We start from the raw sequence: 16,609 nt of genomic DNA, 5'->3' as shown, positions 1-16,609 counted from the left end.
GCAATTTTTGCAGAGGGTGGGAGACTGGACGAACGACCCGAGCCGTAACTCGTTGCGGCTGCTTCCTTCCGGACCTGACCGGGTTGGCGAGGGACTCGTCCGACGCCAGTCTCCCGGCGCTTTTATGACCATTCGTGTGGGCGGATGCAAGGGGAAACGGTTTGGGTGCGGGGGCGGCGTGGCAGATTATGGGCAATTATATTCCGGACTATAATTTATGGTTCCGGCCATAATTGGTCCTAAAGGGAGCTGCCCGCGTCCGGTCGGCTGGTGGGATAAGCGAGGAGAGGTGCCGCAGCACCTCCCCCCTTCCGGCGAAGGCCTGCGCCGGATCACTGGCCGGCGAGGTCGTAGGTCATGTAGAAGCTGTAGAGATAGCCGGCTGACGTATTGAGCGTGACCGACCAACCCGCCGGCACATACAGCGGACTGGGTAGCGTCGCCGAACCCGTGATGGTGCTGGAACTGGGCGAACAGGCGACGATCGGCCGGGCGGCGGCACCCGTGCCGGGGGGAACCACACTGACCGTCAGGTTCATGGCGCAGCCGGTGGTGATGGTCCGCAGATAAAGACCGTTGGTATTGGTCGAACCGGTGATCAGGGTCTTGGCCGCCACGGTGTCGACCGTCGAGAGAAAGGAACCGCCGATCGGCTCGGCCGCATGGGCGGCGGTGGCGAGGGTCAGCGCAGCGAGGAAAGCGGCAAAAGCGGTCTTCATGGGCAACGCCTCCTGTTAGGTTTGGCGTCTTTCAAATACCGTAGTTAGGATTTTTAGGGCGATTAATAGGAAAAAAGTCTTTTAACGCCTTGACGGATCAAGACGATTCGCCACAAAGGCTTCTGCCCTCCGAGACCAGCCGGACAAGAAAAGGGGGGCGCTGTGGCACCCCCCTTTCCGCACCTGTCGGACCGGACGTCCGTTACTTCTTCAGCGCCGCCACGCCCGGCAGTTCCTTGCCTTCCAGCCATTCCAGGAAGGCGCCGCCGGCGGCGGACACGTAGGTGAACTTGTCCTCGACCCCGGCATGGGCCATCGCCGCGACGGTGTCGCCGCCGCCGGCCACCGACAGCAGACCGCCGGCCTCGGTGCGGGCGGCGACCAGACCGGCCACCGCGTTGGTGCCGGCGTCGAAGGGCTGAATTTCGAAGGCGCCGAGCGGGCCGTTCCACACCACGGTCTTGGCGCCCTGCAGCTTCACGCCGAGGAACTCGACGGTGGCCGGACCGATGTCCAGCGCCATCTCGTCAGCGCCGATGGCGTCGAAGGCGACGACGCGGTTTGCCGCACCGGCCTTGAACTCCTTGGCGACGACGAAGTCCTTCGGCAGCAGGATCTCGCAGTTGGCCTCCTTGGCGGTCGCCATGATGGCGCGGGCCTGGTCGGCCATGTCCTTCTCGCACAGCGAGGCGCCGACATCGGTGCCCTGGGCGAACAGGAAGGTGTTGGCCATGCCGCCGCCCAGCACCAGCAGATCCACCTTGCGGACCATGTTGCCGAGCAGCTCCAGCTTGGTGGAGATCTTGGCACCGCCGACGACGGCGGCGACCGGGCGCTCCGGTTTCTCCAGCGCCAGCGTCAGGGCCTTCAACTCGGCTTCCATCAGGCGGCCGGCGGCGTTCGGCAACAGGCGGGCGACGCCCTCGGTCGAGGCATGGGCGCGGTGGGCGGCGGAGAAGGCGTCGTTGACGTAGAGGTCGCCCAGCGCGGCCATGTCCTTGGCGAAAGCCGGGTCGTTCTTTTCCTCTTCGGCGTGGAAGCGGGTGTTCTCCAGCAGCACGATGGCGCCGTCATGCACCTTGGCGATGGCCTCCCTGGCCTTCTCGCCGATGCAATCCTCGGCGAAGGCGACCTTCTGGCCGACGGCGGCGCTGAGAGCGTCCAGCACGTTGCGCAGCGAGTTCTTGGCGTCCGGTCCGTTCTTCGGACGGCCGAAATGCGACAGGACGACGACCTTGGCGCCCTTGGAGGACAGCTCCTTCAGGGTGGGGGCGAGGCGGTCGATGCGGGTGGTGTCGGACACCTTGCCGTCCTGCATCGGAACATTCAGGTCGGCGCGGACCAGCACCGTCTTGCCGCTCACCTCAAGGTCGTCGATCGTGTTGAAATCGGTCATCGTCGCACTTCCCAAATTATGGCCAGTCCCCGTCGGGGCAGCCCGTTTCAGTTTGCGGGAACCCAATCACAGCCCCGCACGCTTTGCAACGCCCCAGGGGTGGGGTGAAATGGGGCATAATGACCCTGCAACCACGTATACGAAGCTTCGTATGCGAAACTTCAGTCCGGTTGTCCCGGAACGCTGCGTGATGCAGGGGCGGGGGCACCGCAATCGCAGGCTCCTGCAACATTTCCGTAACTTGACCCTGTCCATGGGCTGTGCAAACACCCAACTGTAGGCCAATGGGCCGCAAAACGGGGGTTGAAGCGCAGGCGATGGCTGAGGCCGAGATCAACCGCGAGACGGAACTGAAGCTGGCGGCGAAGCCGGAAGACTTCGACAGGCTGCGCGCCGCTTCCGCCATCGCAGACAGGGCCACAGGCCCGGCGGCGACACGTACCCTGGAAAGCACCTATTACGACACCGAGGACCGCCGGCTCGCCGCGCGCAAGGTGACGTTGCGGGTGCGCAAGACCGGCGACGGCTTCGTCCAGACGGTCAAGTCCGCTCCCGACGAGGACGGGCTGGGCCGCGGCGAATGGGAATGCGCGGTGACCTCCGCCGCTCCCGACCTGACGCTGATCGCGGACGCGGACGCCATCGAGCTGCTGGGCCCGCTCAGCGACTCGGAGCTGCGGCCGATCTTCACCTCCATCGTCGAACGGACGACGCAGGACGTGACGCTGGGCGAGGGCAGCGACGCCACCGTCATCGAGGTCGCCTTCGACCGCGGCCGGATCGAGCTGCCCGATGGCCGCTCCACCGACCTGTGCGAGGTGGAGCTGGAGCTGAAAAGCGGCACGCCCGCCGCGCTCTTCGATCTGGCGCAGGAGCTTGCCAAGGCCGCCCCGCTGCGGCTGGAGATGCGGACCAAGGCGGAACGCGGCCATGCGCTGGCCAACGGCACGGCCGACAAGGCGCTGAAGGCGGAAAAGCTGCTGCTCGACGCCGACACCACGGTGGAGGGGGCGGTCGCCCGCATCGTCCGCGCCTGCCTCGCCCATATGGTGGCGAACGAAGCGGTTACGCTGGCCGGCGAGGATCCGGAGGGCGTGCACCAGATGCGCGTCGCCCTGCGCCGGCTGCGCTCGGCCACCGCGCTGTTCCGGCCCTTCATTCCGGCCGCGCAGTATCTGTGGCTGGTCGGCGAGATCAAATGGCTGGCCGGCAGTCTGGGGCCGGCGCGCGACTGGGACGTGTTCGGCGAGGAGCTGCTGGCCCCGGTGCGCGACGCCTTCCACAAGGCCGACGGCCATGGCCGCTCGGCGGTCGAGGATCTGGACGCGCTGGCGGCGGCGGCGGAAGCCAAGCGGCTGCGCGCCTATGAGGGCGTGCGCGAGGCGATCCGCTCGGACCGCTACACCGCCTTCCTGCTGGGCGTCGGCAGCTGGGTGGAGAAGCGAGGCTGGCGCGACCAGCCGGTCAGCGAGGAGTCGGTGCGGCTGTTCCAGCCGGTGATCGGGCTGGCCGACCATCTGCTGAACAAGCGCCACAAGAAGGCCAAACGGGCCGGCCACGGCTTCGCCCATCTGCCGGTGGCCCAGCGCCACCAGCTGCGCATCGCCCTGAAGAAGCTGCGCTATGCCGTGGAGTTCTTCCGCAGCCTGTATGACGACAAGCCGGTGCGCCGCTACATCCAGCAGATGGCCGCCTTCCAGGATGCGCTGGGACACCTGAACGACGTGGCGACGGCGACCCGGCTTCTGCACGAGCTGCATGACGACGGCAGCCGCTCGGCCCCCGGCGAGCCGCGCGCCGCCGGCATCGTCATCGGCTGGCATGCCCGCGGGGTGGCCGACACCGAGGCGGCGCTGGTCGCCCTGTGGCATGATTTCCTCGACACCAAGCATTTCTGGTCGAAGCCGGACGCCGGGGTGTAGAGTCCACGGCCATGCTCACGATCCTCGTCGCCAACATCAAGGGCGGCTGCGGCAAGACGACCGTCGCCACCCACCTTGCCGCCGCGTCCGCCGCGTCCGGCCTGCCCACCGTGCTGGCCGACGTCGACCGTCAGCGCTCCTCCCTCGGCTGGCTGGAGCGCCGGCCGGAGAAGGTGCCGGCCCTGGTCGGGCTCGACTGGGCCAAGGACTTCACCGACACGCCGCGCGGCACCAAGCGGCTGGTGATCGACGCGCCGGCCGCGCTGAAGACGAAGCAGATCGAGGATCTGGTGAAGATGGCCGACATCGTCGTGCTGCCGGTTCTGCCCGGCGCCTTCGACGAGCAGGCGACCCAGCGTTTCCTGGTCAAGCTCGACGAGCTGAAGCGGATCGCCAAGAAGAAGACCGTCGTGGCGGTGGTGGGCAACCGCATGCGCGCCCGCACCAAGGCCGCCGACCGGCTCGACCGCTTCCTGGGCGGCATCGGCCATCAGGTGGTGACGCGGCTGCGCGACAGCCAGATCTATGCCGACGCGGCGGAAAGCGGCCTCAGCCTGTTCGACATGCCGGGCAAGCGCGCCGCCGAGCATCGCGGCGACTGGCAGCCGCTGCTGAGCTACATCGACGGGGTTTGAGGCGCCTCACCCCCGCGGACAACCCTCCTGGCGCCAGAGGGCGAGATAGTCGTCCAGGCCGCGGCCGGGGATCTCGTCGAAGCGGCGCTCCAGGGCCGTCAGTGTTTCCATGCGGTCGATGCGGAAGCTGCGGAATTCCTCGCGCAGCTCGCACCAGGCGCCGAGCGTCCACACCCGGCCCCAGAAGAACAGGCCCAGCGGCTGGACCGCGCGGGCGGAATGGGTGCCGTCCTCGCGCCGGTAGTCGAACAGCACCACGCGCCTGGCGTTGATGGCGCAGCGCAGCACGTCCATCCGCTCGCGCAAGGGGGCGGGAAAGGAGAAGTCGGGCACGAAGACGCGGCTGTCGGCCAGTTCGCGCCGCCGTGCCTCCGGCACCACCGCCTCCACCTTGTCGAGCGCGCGGGCGGCGGCATCGGCCAGTGCGCCGCCGATCCAGGCGCGGGCGAGGCGGGCGCCGACGACCAGCGCCTCCACCTCGTCCCGGGTGAACATCAGCGGCGGCAGGTCGTAGCCGTCGCGCAGCAGATAGCCGACGCCGGCCTCGCCCTCCACCGGCACGCCGGAGGAGGCGAGGTCGCGCATGTCCCGGTAGACGGTGCGCTCGGACACCTCCAGGCACCGCGCCAGCTCGGCAGCCGTCACCAGCCGCCCCTTGCGGAGATGCTGGACGATCTGGAACAGGCGGTCGGCGCGGCGCATGGCGGCTGATCCGGCAGAGAGGATCAGTGCATCGAATAGAGGCCGACGCGGTTGCCCTCGCTGTCGATGAACTGGGCGAAATAGCCGATTTCCGGGCTGATCAGCGTCTTCGGCACGACGATGCGGGCGCCGGCCTGCTCGGCACGGGCCAGCGGGGCGGACAGGTCGTCGCCGCCGTTCAGGTAGACGGTGCTGCCGTCGGCGCTTGGCTTGCAGGCCTCGTGCTGGATCAGGCAGCCCTTCACCGCGGTGCCTTCGGCCGGGAAGACGGCCATGACCATGCCGCTCGGGCAAGGCTCCTGCACCATCTGGACGGTTAAGACGGTCTCGTAGAAGCGGACGGCGCGGGCGAGGTTGGTGACCGGGATCTCGAACCAGGTGACGACATGCGGGATGGTCATCGGAATGGCTCCTGACAGAGGGGAGGGAGATGTTCGTGGTTCGTGCCGGCACGCCCTCTTGATAGCACACCCCCTCCTGACAGCGTGATGTCAGGAGCAATCGGTTGGCCGAATTAAAATGGCTGGCCCCAGTCAATGAAAATTGCGGCCCTTGGGAAATGGTCCTGCCGCAGGCTGGTGCTCCCCGGTCAGTTCGGCCAGCCGGTGGGTCAGGTCGATCAGCGATTCCACCCGCAGATGGACGACGCCTTCGTGGTTCTGCACCCGGCCGGTGGCGGCCAGCATCCGGGCTGTCATGATCGGGCGGCGGAAGGTCTCGAAGGCTTCCGGCATGACGACGAGGTTGGCGATCCCGGTCTCGTCCTCCAGCGTGATGAAGACGACTCCCTCGGCGCTGCCCGGGCGCTGGCGGACCAGGACGAGACCGGCGGCGGTCAGGCGCCGGCCGTCGCGCGTCCGGATCAGCCGCTCCGCCGGGGTGATGCCGGGCAGGCCGTCGCGCAGCAGTGCCAGCGGGTGGGCCTTCAGCGACAGCGACAGGCTGGTGTAGTCCATGACCACATGCTCGCCCAGCGCCATGGCCGGCAATGGGGCTTGCGCTTCCTCGGCCATCGGGCCGTCCAGCCGCGCGAACAGCGGCAGCGGCTGGTCGCCCAGCGCCCGCACCGCCCACAGGGCCGCCCGGCGGTCGAGGCCCACGGAGCGGAAGGCATCGGCCTTGGCGAGCTTTTCCAGTGCTTCGACCGGCAGGCGGGCGCGGCGCCACAAATCGTAAGGGTCGCGGTAGCCGCCGGCGCGGGAGAGGACGAGGGACTCGGCGTGGGCTTCGGTGAAGCCCTTGATGAGGCGGAGGCCGAGGCGGAGGATTATCTCCCTCTCCCCCCCGGGGAGAGGGTTGGGGTGAGGGGGATCCGCTTCGGGGATCCCTTCGGCGTTGCCGAACCCCCTCATCCTAACCTTCTCCCCGGGGGGGAGAAGGGATTGGGGCGACACCTTGCACACAACCTCCACCGCGCAATCCCAGTCCGACAGGTTCACGTCCGGCGGCAGCACCGTCACGCCATGCTCCTGCGCATCGCGGACGATCTGGGCCGGGGCGTAGAAGCCCATCGGCTGGCTGTTCAACAGGGCGGCGGCGAAGATGGCGGGGTGGTGGCGCTTGATCCAGGCGGAGACATAGACCAGCAGGGCGAAACTGGCGGCGTGGCTCTCGGGGAAGCCGTACTCGCCGAACCCCTCGATCTGCTGGAAACAGCGCTCGGCGAAGGCGGGGGCGCAGCCGTTGGCGGTCATGCCGGCGATGAACTTGTCATGGAACCGCTGGACCTGTCCGGTCTTGCGGAAGGCCGCCATGGCGCGGCGCAGCTGGTCGGCCTCCTCGGCGGTGAAGCCGGCGCCGACCATGGCGACCTTCATCGCCTGCTCCTGGAACAGCGGGACGCCCAGCGTCCTGTGGAGGACCGGCTCCAACGCCGGCATCGGGTAGGTGATCTCCTCCGCTCCGCTGCGGCGGCGCAGATAGGGATGCACCATGCCGCCCTGGATCGGGCCGGGGCGGACGATGGCGACTTCGATCACCAGATCGTAGAATTTTTTCGGCTTCAGCCGCGGCAGCATGCTCATCTGGGCGCGGCTTTCGACCTGGAAGACGCCCAGGCTGTCGGCCCGCCCCAGCATCTCGTAAACCGCGGGATCGCCCTGGGGCAGGGTGCCGAGCGTCCAGCGTGTGCCATGCACCTGCTCGATCAGGTCGAAGGCACGATGGATGCAGGTCAGCATGCCAAGCGCCAGCACGTCGACCTTCAGGATGTTCAGCGCGTCGATGTCGTCCTTGTCCCACTCGATGGTGGTGCGATCCTCCATCGCCGCGTTGGCGACGGGGCAGAGGTCGGACAGCGGGCCGCGGGTGATGACGAAGCCGCCGACATGCTGCGACAGGTGGCGGGGGAAGCCGATCAGCTCATTGGCCAGTTCCAGCGTGCGCTTGAGCCTGGGGTCGTCGGGGTCGACGCCGAGCTTGCGGGCGCGCTCCTCGTCCACCCCCTGGCTGCTCCAGCCCCAGATCGAACCGGTCAGCCGCGCCACCAGATCGGCCGACAGCCCCATCGCCTTGCCGACCTCGCGCAACGCGCTGCGGGCGCGGTAGCGGATGACGGTGGCGGTCAGCCCGGCGCGATGACGTCCATATTTCTTATAGATATGCTGGATCACCTGCTCGCGCTTTTCATGTTCGAAATCGACGTCGATGTCCGGCGGCTCGCCGCGGGCAGAGGAGATGAAGCGCTCGAACAGCAGATCGACCTCGGTGGGATCGACCGAGGTGATGCCCAGGCAATAGCAGACGGCGGAATTGGCGGCGCTGCCGCGCCCCTGGCAGAGAATGTCCCGTTCCCTGGCGAATTGGACGATGTCGTGGACGGTCAGGAAGTAAGGGGCATAGCGCTGCTCGGCGATCAGGGCCAGTTCGCGCTCCACCGTATGGCGCACCGTGTCGGGAATGCCGTCGGGGAACCGGTCGGGCGGATAGCGCTTGGCCGCCCCCTCCCAGGTCAGGGCGACCAGCCTGTCCTGCGGGTCGCGGCCCTCCGCCACCTCGTCGGGATATTCGTACCGCAGTTCGTCCAGCGAGAAGCGGCAGGCTTCGGCAATCTCCACCGTGCGGGCGACGGCGTCGGGATGGTCGCGGAACAGGCGCCTCATCTCGGCGGCCGGTTTCAGGTGGCGTTCGGCGTTGGCGGACAGCCGCCAGCCCGCCTCGTCGATGGTGGTGTGGTGGCGGATGCAGGTCATCACGTCGGCCAGCGCCCGCCGGCCGGCGCCGTGATAGAGCACGTCGTTGGTGGCGACCAGCGGCACCCCCTCCGCCTCCGCCAACCCGGCCAGCCAGCGCAGCCGGCGGGCATCGTCGCCCTGGTAGCGGTGGCTCGCCGCCAGATAGAGCTGCCCGCGCGCCAGCCCGCCGCGCCAGGCGCGCAGGTCGCGCAGGAACGACCCGTCCCGCTGGTTGGGGCCGAGCAGCAGGAACAGCATGCCCTCGGCATGGGCCAGCACGTCGGCGCGGGCGATGAAGCATTCGCCCTTCGGCGCCCGCATCTTGCCCAGAGTCAGCAGCCGGGACAGCCGGGCATAGGCGGCGCGGTCGGTCGGATAGGCCAGCAGGCTGTCGGCGTCGGTCAGGTCCAGCCGGCAGCCGATCAGCGGCCGGATGCCCGCCTTCTTCGCCGCCGCATGCATCTGCACCACGCCTGCCAGCGAGTTGCGGTCCGTCACCCCCACCGCCGCCAGACGGAGCGCCGCCGCCGTCATCGCCAGCTCGTCAGGGTGCGACGCCCCCTCCAGGAAACTGAAGCTGGTGGCGACCTGCAGTTCGGCGTAGCGGATCATGGCAAGGCTCTCCGGCGCGGGTGATGGATGCGCACGGGGATGATAGTCCAGAAATGGGACTTATGTCATTATTGTGGCGAGGATGGGCTGGGCTAGGAGCGATGGAAGGTCGATGGCTATCCCAGATAGGATTCGACGCCCATGACCGTGAAGCCCTTATTCTCGGGAAGGCGGGAGTGGACCTTTTCGCGGGCCTTCTTCTCGTCCAGCGCCCAGACCAGGAATCGGCGACCGCGTTTCCAGCTGCCGAGCGCGGTGGCCGTGAGGTTCGCATTGACGCGGGTGCCATATTCGATGTTGACCACCCGCAGAAGCCAGCCCTGGTCGTTCTGGGTGCGGCGGTCGTCCAGCACATAGATGCGGCGGTCGCTGGCGCCGGCCGCCTTCAGGCGCTGTTCGAGATCCTCGCAGCCCAGTTCGGCCATCGCCTTACGGCGGCGGGCGTCGCGCAGGTCGCGGGCCTGCTGGAGCGTGACGCGGGCGACCTTCCTGATCCGCTCCACCTGGGCCTGTTTGCGCGCGACGGCGGTGGCGATCCGTTCCTCCGACGTCTTCAGCCGGCGGAGCGCCAGCAGCAGCGACACCGCCAGCGAGGCGAGGCCGACCAGACCGGCGAAGATATAAGGCATGCTGTCCATGGCGGATCCGCTCCCGACTCGGAGTCTCAACTGGCCTTGGCGACGGGGGTATCGGCGGACAGGAATTCCTGCATCCGCGTCACCGCATAGCCGAAGGCGGGCGGGTAGCGCCGCTCGATCTCCGTCCGCGCTTCCGCCATCGACCTGGCCCAGACCTCGATCATCTGCGGCTGGGCCCAGCTGGAATCGACAAGCGAGTGCTGGCTCTGCTGGGCGGCGCCGGTGCCGACATATTTGTTCACCACCATGGCGACGTAGCAGGGGCAGCCCTCGACCTCCTCGCCGATCAGGCGGACCAGCCGTTCGCCGGACTGGCGTGCGTCCTCGACCTGACGTTCCATCACCTTCCGGCGGCGCAGAATATCCTCGACCGCGCCGTCCAGCTCCTTCAGCTCGCGGATGCGGTCGCCGCGGCGGGCCTCAAACTTCGTCTCCATCTTGGCGCGGCGGGCGATGACATCGCGTACGCCCTCCGATCCGTGACGGCGCTCGATCGCGCGCTCCCCCATCACGATGACGAGCTTACCGATGCCGAATCCCAGGCCCGACAGCCCGAAGGCGGTGATCAGCGCGTTGGTGTAGTCCTGCCACATCTGCGACCCCCGGTCCGGAATGCCATCCGGTTGGATGCTTCCATCACTAGGAGTACCCCCTGGCTCGCCGCGGTTCAATCGTGGCGCTGCAACGACATTTCACATGAAACATGCCGGCATCGAGGGCCGGCGTCGGGGGCCGGCGTCGGGGATGGTGCCGCGCGGCCTCACCCCGGCGCGCGTTCCACCCGGTTGCGGCCCGCCTGCTTGGCGGTTCGGAGCGCATCTTCGGCACGGTGCAGGGTCTGTTCGACGCCGGGTTCGGTCGGCAGCCAGTTGGCGACGCCGATGCTGGCGGTGACGGGAATCGCCCGCTCCTCCACCAGGATCGGGCTGTCGGCCAGGGCGCTGCGCACCCGTTCGGCCACCACGGCGGCGCCGGCGCCGTCGGTCTCCGGCAGAAGCACAACGAATTCCTCGCCGCCAGACCGGGCGATGTGATCGGAGATGCGCAAGGCGGCGCGGACCCGCCTCACCACCGCGCGCAGGACGGCATCGCCGATGGCGCTGCCATGAAGGTCGTTGACCGTCTTGAAGCCGTCGAGGTCGAGCAGGAAGACGCTCAACTGCCGGCCATAGCGCCGCGCCCGCGCCAGCTCCGCCGCCGCCAGTTCCAGGAAGCGGCGGCGGTTCCACACGCCGGTCAGCGGGTCGAGCGTCGCCATGCGGTTCAGGCGGACGGTCGCCTCCTCCAGCGCGCGGCTGCGCTCGGCCAGACGCTGTTCCAGCGCCGCAAGCTCGGCATAGGCGCGCAGGGCCGTGACCACGCTGGTGAACAGCCGGCGGGACGTCAGCTCGGTCTTGGCCGTATAGCCGTCGATCTCATAGGCGATGACCAACTCCTCCTCCGGCACGCGGGCCGGCTGGCCGGTGCGCAGGACGATGCGGACGGCGCGGTTCCCCAGATCCTCGCGGATTCGGCGGACCAGCCGCAGGCCGGCATCCTCGGTCTCCATCATCACGTCGAGCAGGATGACGGCGATGTCCGGGGTGTCGCGCAGGATGCGCTCCGCCTCCGCCGCACTGGTGCAGTCGATCAGGCGGACGGGGCGGTCGCGGAAGCGCAGACGGGCGAGCGCCAGCCGGGTGACCGCATGCACTTCCGGCTCGTCGTCGGCGACCAGCACCAGCCAGGGGGGAATGGCCGCGTCGGCGGCATCTGGAGCGTCCGCTCCGGAGGACGCATCCTGCGGGTCGGGAGACTCGTCCGAGGCGAACAGGAAATCGTGGACATGGCTGCCGGCTCGGAACTGTCCACACTGCACGTCCGGAGGGAAGCATGCTCTTGCCGCCGATGCAACGGTGCCGAGCGTCGCGCCCGCCCTATATCGTTTTGCACCCAGCAAAGCGAAAATCACGGGGGATCGGCCGGGCCGGCGGCGCGTTTCGCCATTCGGGGCTTGCGCGGCGACCGCAAGCCACCTTAGGCATGGCCGTGCGTGTGGAAACGATCGGAGCAAACCGGGTATGGAAGCAAGCATGGACGGGCGGGAGCATGCGGCCAAGCTGCGCGCGCTCGCGCTGGGGGCGCTGGGTGTCGTCTATGGCGACATCGGCACCAGCCCGCTCTACACGCTGCGAGAATGCCTGACCGAGGGCGGCGGCTTTCCGCTGGTGCCGGAGGTCATCCTGGGCGTGCTGTCGCTGATCTTCTGGGCGCTGATCATCACGGTGACGGTGAAGTACGTCATCTTCATCATGCGCGCCGACAACCAGGGCGAAGGCGGCATCCTGGCGCTGACAGCGCTGGCGCTGCGCGGCATGCGGCCGGGGCACCGGCGGACCGGGGCCGTCATGGCGATCGGCGTGATGGGCGCCTCGCTGTTCTATGGCGACAGCCTGATCACCCCCGCCATTTCGGTGCTGAGCGCGGTTGAGGGGCTGCATGTCGTCGCCCCCGCCCTGGACAGCTACGTCATCCCGATCACGCTGACCATCCTGGTCGGGCTGTTCGTGCTGCAGCGATTCGGAACGGAGCGGGTCGGCAAGCTGTTCGGCCCGGTGATGCTGGTGTGGTTCCTGACGCTGGCGGCGCTGGGGCTGGGGCAGATCATCCGCTATCCCGGCGTGCTGGGGGCGGTGTGGCCCGGCCATGCGGTGGAGATGCTGTTCAACCATGGCTGGCACGGCTTCCTGCTGCTGGGGGCCGTGGTGCTGGCGGTGACCGGGGCCGAGGCGCTCTATGCCGACATGGGGCATTTCGGCCGCAAGCCGATCCGCGGCGCCTGGTACACGATCGTGCTGCCGTCGCTGCTGCTGTGCTATTTCGGCCAGGGCGCCCTGCTGCTGCACGAACCGGAAGCCATCGAGAACCCCTTCTTCCATCTGGCGCCGGACTGGGCGCAGGTGCCGCTGCTGCTGCTGGCCACCGCCGCCACCATCATCGCCGGGCAGGCGGTGATCTCCGGCGCCTATTCGGTGACGCTGCAGGCGATGCATCTGCGTTATCTGCCGCGGATGGAGGTGATGCACACCTCGGAGCACGAGAAGGGCCAGATCTACATGCCGCAGCTGACCTGGCTGCTGCTGGCCGGCGTTATCCTGCTGGTGCTGAGCTTCCAGACCTCCAGCAACCTCGCCGCCGCCTACGGCATCGCGGTGACCGGGACGATGGTGGCGACGACTCTGCTGGCCTACAAGGTCGCGCGCTCGCTGGGCCGCTGGAAACTGTGGCAGGCGGTGCTGGCGCTGGCGGTGTTCCTGAGCGTCGACATGGCGCTGTTCCTCGCCAATCTGGTCAAGGTGGAGGAGGGCGGCTGGTTCCCGCTGGTGGTCGGCGCCCTGGTCTTCCTGCTGATGGCGACGTGGCGGCGCGGGCGCGAGGTGGTGCGCAAGCGGCTGGCCGAGGATGCGCTGCCCTTCGACATGCTGCTGGAGCGGCTGAAGGGCGGATCGGTGCAGCGTGTGCCGGGCACCGCCGTATTCCTGACCGGCAATCCGCGCGGCCTGCCGCCAGGACTGCTGCACAGCCTGAAGCATTACAAGGTGCTGCACCAGCGCGTCGTGCTGCTGACCGTCGACATCGAGGACGTGCCCCATGTTCCCGACGAGCAGCGATTCGAGCTGAAGGCGCTGTCCGCCGGCTTTTTCCGGCTTATCGTCCATTTCGGCTTCAAGGATGAACCCGACATCCCGCAGGCGCTGGAGATCCGGCGCATTCCCGGCCTGCCGTTCGAGCCGATGGAAACCACCTATTTCGTCAGCCGCGAGACGCTGATCCGCAGCCACGGCAAGGTCGGCCTGCCGCGCTGGCAGGAACCGCTGTTCATCTTCCTGTCGAAGCTGTCGTCCAGCGCGTCGGAGTATTTCTGCATTCCGCCCAACCGGGTGGTCGAGCTGGGCATGCAGCTGGAAATTTGAGGCAGAGTCTTCCGGCCGGTTTTGCCGATGGCGGCGGCGGGCGGGGGCAGTTTCTGCCGCCCCCGCCCGAAGGCCGCCCGCCTCACGCCGCTACCGGACGGTCTTCACCAGACGATGGACACCGGCGGTTTGTAGGCGGAGGCGGCGAACATCTGCCGCACCGCCAGTTCCAGCTTGATCTGCGCCTCCGACTTCTTGACGAAGCACAGATCGATGCCGCCCAAGGACTTCACGACGCAGCCGGAGCGGCTGAGATTGCGGAGCGCCGCCTGGGACGCCTGCTGTTTTTCCTCGGGAATGGCGGTGATGGTGGCCGATCCCTCCGGCGGCCGGACGACGTAAAGGTCGAATTTCGGCATGGGCACTCTCCGTTCTGACAACACGTCGGGTGCCCCACCGCAAAGCCCGGGCCACTTTCCGGAAAAGAGGTCAGGGCCGGGAACTTACCGTCGCACCATCGGCGCCAGATCCTTGCGGATGCCGGCATCCAGGCGGGCGTTCAGGTCCTCCATCATCCGGCGGGTGATGTCGAGGAAGGTGGCCTCGCGGTCGGCCAGCGAGATGTTCTCCGCCACCGTGGTGGACTGGGTGACGGTGGAGCGGGTCACGCCGCGGAAGCCGCCGTTGCCGGTGTCCGGCACTTCGCCGGTGATCTCCACCTCGATCCGGCCGTCATAGCGCTGGGCCTGATCGTTGGTGAAATAGCCGGTGATGCCCTTCTTGGTCGGCAACTGGACCTCGACGATGCTGGCGTCGCGGATGGTGACGCGGACGCGGCCTGTCCCGCCGGCCGCCTGCAGCCGCTCCGCCGCCCAGCGCCGCACCGCCTCGGCCGGCGGAACCGCGGACCGGCCCTCCACATGCTTGCCGCCGGTCGGCCGATAGGCGTCGACCACGTCGATGGTTCCGGCATTCAGGACGATCGGTCCGAAATTGGAGAAATCGACCGGGCGCGGCGCCGGCCGCGGCGGCGCGCTCTGGCAGGCGGCAAGCAGGAGGGTGGCCATTCCGGCGGCAAGAGCAAGGCGACGCGACAGCATGGGGGCTCCGGTTCTTGGGCTGCGTTTGGCAGCCTGGGTTTGAGGATCATCGAGTCAGGGCAAAAGAAAGGGGCGCGGCGCGGGCCCCGCGCCCCCATGAACGCGCTGGTGTGAGACCATATTCCCCGTCAGGAGGCAGGTCCATACACGCGGTCGAGATCCGCGTCGGTGAAGTGGTAGTCGGTCGAGCAGAACTGGCAGGTCACCTCGACCCGGCCGTCGTCGATCTTCAACTCCTGCACCTCGTCGCGGGGCAGGCTGCGCAGCATGGTCTCCACCCGCTCGCGCGAGCAGCGGCAGCCGAAGCGGAGCGCGTGCCCCTCATAGACCCGCACGCCGTCCTCGTGGAACAGGCGGTAGAGCAGGTCGGCGGCCGGCAGGTCGGTCGACAGCAGCTCGTCGCCGGACACGCTGGCCATCAGCGCCATGGCGCGGCGCCAATCGTCCTCGTTGTCCGACGCGGTCAGTCCCTGTTCCTGCGGCAGGCGCTGGACCATGATGCCGCCGGTGCGCCAGGGACCGAAGGAGCCGTCCGGCAGCGCCGCGCGGTCGACCGAGACGGTCAGGCCGGTGTCGATCTGCTCGGACTGGCGGAAGTAATGCTGGACGCAGTCGGTCAGCGTCTTGCCATACAGCTCGACGATGCCCTGGTAGCGGTCGGTGTCCGGACCCTGGTCCACCGTGAAGGCGATGTAGCCCTTGCCCAGCAGCGCCGCCGCCGGGGCGATGTCGACGTCCCGTTCGGCCTTGGCCAGCGCTTCCGGATCGAACTGGGCGTAGGCGCGCACGTCGCCGACCGAGGTGACGTCGGCCACCATCAGGCGGATCGGCCCGTCGCCCTTGGTCTGGAGGGTAAAGATGCCCTCGTATTTCAGCATGCTGGCGAGCAGCACGGCGAGCGTCGCCGTCTCCGCCAGGAAGCGGGCGACGGTGGGCGGATAGTCGTGGCGGGTCAGGATCTCGTCGATCGCCGGCCCCAGCTTGACGATGCGGCCGCGCAGGCGCGACGCCTCGATCTGGAACGGCAGGACGAAATCATCGGTGAGCGGGCGGACGGACGGATCGTCCATAGGGCGCATTCCTTAAGACAGAGACCGGTGATGCAGGCGTAGGGCCGAAGATCGGGGTGCGGAGGGGCCGAATCAAGACCGGCAGGGCACCCATGCGAGTTTGGCCCTCCCCCGGGGTGGGAGAGGGCCAAATCGGAGCATGACAGGCGGTATCGGGTGCCGAGCGTCAGTCCAGCACGCCCATGCACCAGCCGAGGATGGCCTTCTGGGCGTGCAGGCGGTTTTCCGCCTCGTCCCAGACCACCGAATGGCGGCCGTCGATCACGCCGTCGGTCACTTCCTCGTTCCGGTGGGCCGGCAGGCAGTGCATGAACAGCGCCTCGGGATGCGCATGCGCCATCAGCGCCTCGTTCACCTGATAGGGGGCGAGGATCGCCGCACGCTCGTCCACGTCGGTGTTGTGCATGGAGGCCCAGGCGTCGGTGATGACGCATTCGGCCCCGCGCACCGCCTCTTCCGGGCTGTCGGTGACGACCAGACGGCCGTTGCCCTCGCGCTCCGCCCAGGCCAGCAACTCCGGCGACGGGCCGTAGACGGTCGGGCAGGCCAGACGCAGCTCGAAGCCGAAGCGGACGGCGGCATGGGCCCAGCTGACCGCGACGTTGTTGCAGTCGCCGATCCAGGCGATGGTCCGGCCGCCGATCGGACCGCGATGCTCCTCGAAGGTCATCAGGTCGGCCATGATCTGGCAGGGGTGGGTCTGGTCGGTCAGGCGGTTGATGATCGGGATGCTGGCATGGGCCGCCAGC

General features: G+C 68.2%; 14 protein-coding genes, 1 other RNA gene and 1 pseudogene. 3 read left to right on the top strand and 13 right to left on the bottom strand.

Annotated features, from left to right (window positions below; genetic code table 11):
- Positions 1-16 precede the first annotated feature (16 nt).
- From ffs to I71_RS00340, 3 genes are all read right to left on the bottom strand, one after another.
- An RNA gene (gene ffs, locus I71_RS35415) (signal recognition particle sRNA small type) lies at positions 17-114 on the bottom strand.
- Between the two features lie 218 nt (positions 115-332).
- The gene (locus I71_RS00345) at positions 333-719 is read right to left on the bottom strand and encodes a hypothetical protein (protein WP_042688607.1); all 387 of its coding nucleotides are present in this window, start codon (positions 717-719) and stop codon (positions 333-335) included.
- A gap of 202 nt (positions 720-921) precedes the next feature.
- The gene (locus I71_RS00340; RefSeq protein ID WP_042688606.1) at positions 922-2,115 is read right to left on the bottom strand and encodes a phosphoglycerate kinase; all 1,194 of its coding nucleotides are present in this window, start codon (positions 2,113-2,115) and stop codon (positions 922-924) included.
- Positions 2,116-2,432: 317 nt separating this feature from the next.
- On the opposite strand from I71_RS00340, the gene I71_RS00335 reads away from it, so the two are divergent.
- Positions 2,433-4,037 (top strand): CYTH and CHAD domain-containing protein, encoded by a 1,605-nt coding sequence (locus I71_RS00335; protein WP_042688605.1) that lies wholly within the window; start codon positions 2,433-2,435, stop codon positions 4,035-4,037.
- An 11-nt stretch (positions 4,038-4,048) separates the two neighbouring features.
- Complete coding sequence (locus I71_RS00330; protein ID WP_042688604.1) at positions 4,049-4,672, top strand: ParA family protein; 624 nt, start codon at positions 4,049-4,051, stop codon at positions 4,670-4,672.
- Positions 4,673-4,678: 6 nt separating this feature from the next.
- On the opposite strand, the gene I71_RS00325 is transcribed toward I71_RS00330, so the two are convergent.
- The 6 genes from I71_RS00325 to I71_RS00300 form a co-directional block, all read right to left on the bottom strand.
- On the bottom strand, positions 4,679-5,374 hold the full coding sequence (locus I71_RS00325) for a YafY family protein (RefSeq protein WP_042688603.1): 696 nt from the start codon (positions 5,372-5,374) through the stop codon (positions 4,679-4,681).
- Between the two features lie 23 nt (positions 5,375-5,397).
- Entirely contained in the window at positions 5,398-5,775 is a 378-nt protein-coding gene (locus I71_RS00320) for a VOC family protein (protein WP_042688602.1), read from the bottom strand.
- A gap of 132 nt (positions 5,776-5,907) precedes the next feature.
- Positions 5,908-9,159, bottom strand: coding sequence for an error-prone DNA polymerase (locus tag I71_RS00315; protein WP_042688601.1), 3,252 nt, complete (start codon positions 9,157-9,159; stop codon positions 5,908-5,910).
- 116 nt (positions 9,160-9,275) lie between these two features.
- Positions 9,276-9,797 (bottom strand): hypothetical protein, encoded by a 522-nt coding sequence (locus I71_RS00310; RefSeq protein ID WP_042688600.1) that lies wholly within the window; start codon positions 9,795-9,797, stop codon positions 9,276-9,278.
- Between the two features lie 26 nt (positions 9,798-9,823).
- Positions 9,824-10,390 (bottom strand): hypothetical protein, encoded by a 567-nt coding sequence (locus I71_RS00305; protein WP_042688599.1) that lies wholly within the window; start codon positions 10,388-10,390, stop codon positions 9,824-9,826.
- A 167-nt stretch (positions 10,391-10,557) separates the two neighbouring features.
- A complete protein-coding gene (locus I71_RS00300) occupies positions 10,558-11,655 on the bottom strand; it encodes a diguanylate cyclase (RefSeq protein WP_042688598.1) in 1,098 nt (365 codons plus the stop codon).
- Positions 11,656-11,857: 202 nt separating this feature from the next.
- Here I71_RS00300 and I71_RS00295 point away from each other — a divergent pair, with 202 nt between their 5' ends.
- Complete coding sequence (locus I71_RS00295; RefSeq protein ID WP_083896868.1) at positions 11,858-13,750, top strand: potassium transporter Kup; 1,893 nt, start codon at positions 11,858-11,860, stop codon at positions 13,748-13,750.
- Between the two features lie 104 nt (positions 13,751-13,854).
- On the opposite strand, the gene I71_RS00290 is transcribed toward I71_RS00295, so the two are convergent.
- From I71_RS00290 to I71_RS00275, 4 genes and pseudogenes are all read right to left on the bottom strand, one after another.
- Entirely contained in the window at positions 13,855-14,109 is a 255-nt protein-coding gene (locus I71_RS00290; protein ID WP_042688596.1) for a hypothetical protein, read from the bottom strand.
- Between the two features lie 84 nt (positions 14,110-14,193).
- The gene (locus I71_RS00285) at positions 14,194-14,790 is read right to left on the bottom strand and encodes a hypothetical protein (protein WP_042688595.1); all 597 of its coding nucleotides are present in this window, start codon (positions 14,788-14,790) and stop codon (positions 14,194-14,196) included.
- 128 nt (positions 14,791-14,918) lie between these two features.
- Positions 14,919-15,860, bottom strand: a complete 942-nt coding sequence (locus tag I71_RS00280) for an Hsp33 family molecular chaperone (RefSeq protein ID WP_042688594.1) — start codon at positions 15,858-15,860, stop codon at positions 14,919-14,921.
- Positions 15,861-16,026: 166 nt separating this feature from the next.
- Positions 16,027-16,609 (bottom strand): annotated as a pseudogene (locus I71_RS00275) (ornithine carbamoyltransferase); the annotation flags it as partial.

The organism is Azospirillum sp. B506 (genome assembly GCF_000333595.1).
Taxonomy (GTDB): domain Bacteria; phylum Pseudomonadota; class Alphaproteobacteria; order Azospirillales; family Azospirillaceae; genus Azospirillum.
This window is presented reverse-complemented; position numbering and strand designations above follow the sequence as displayed.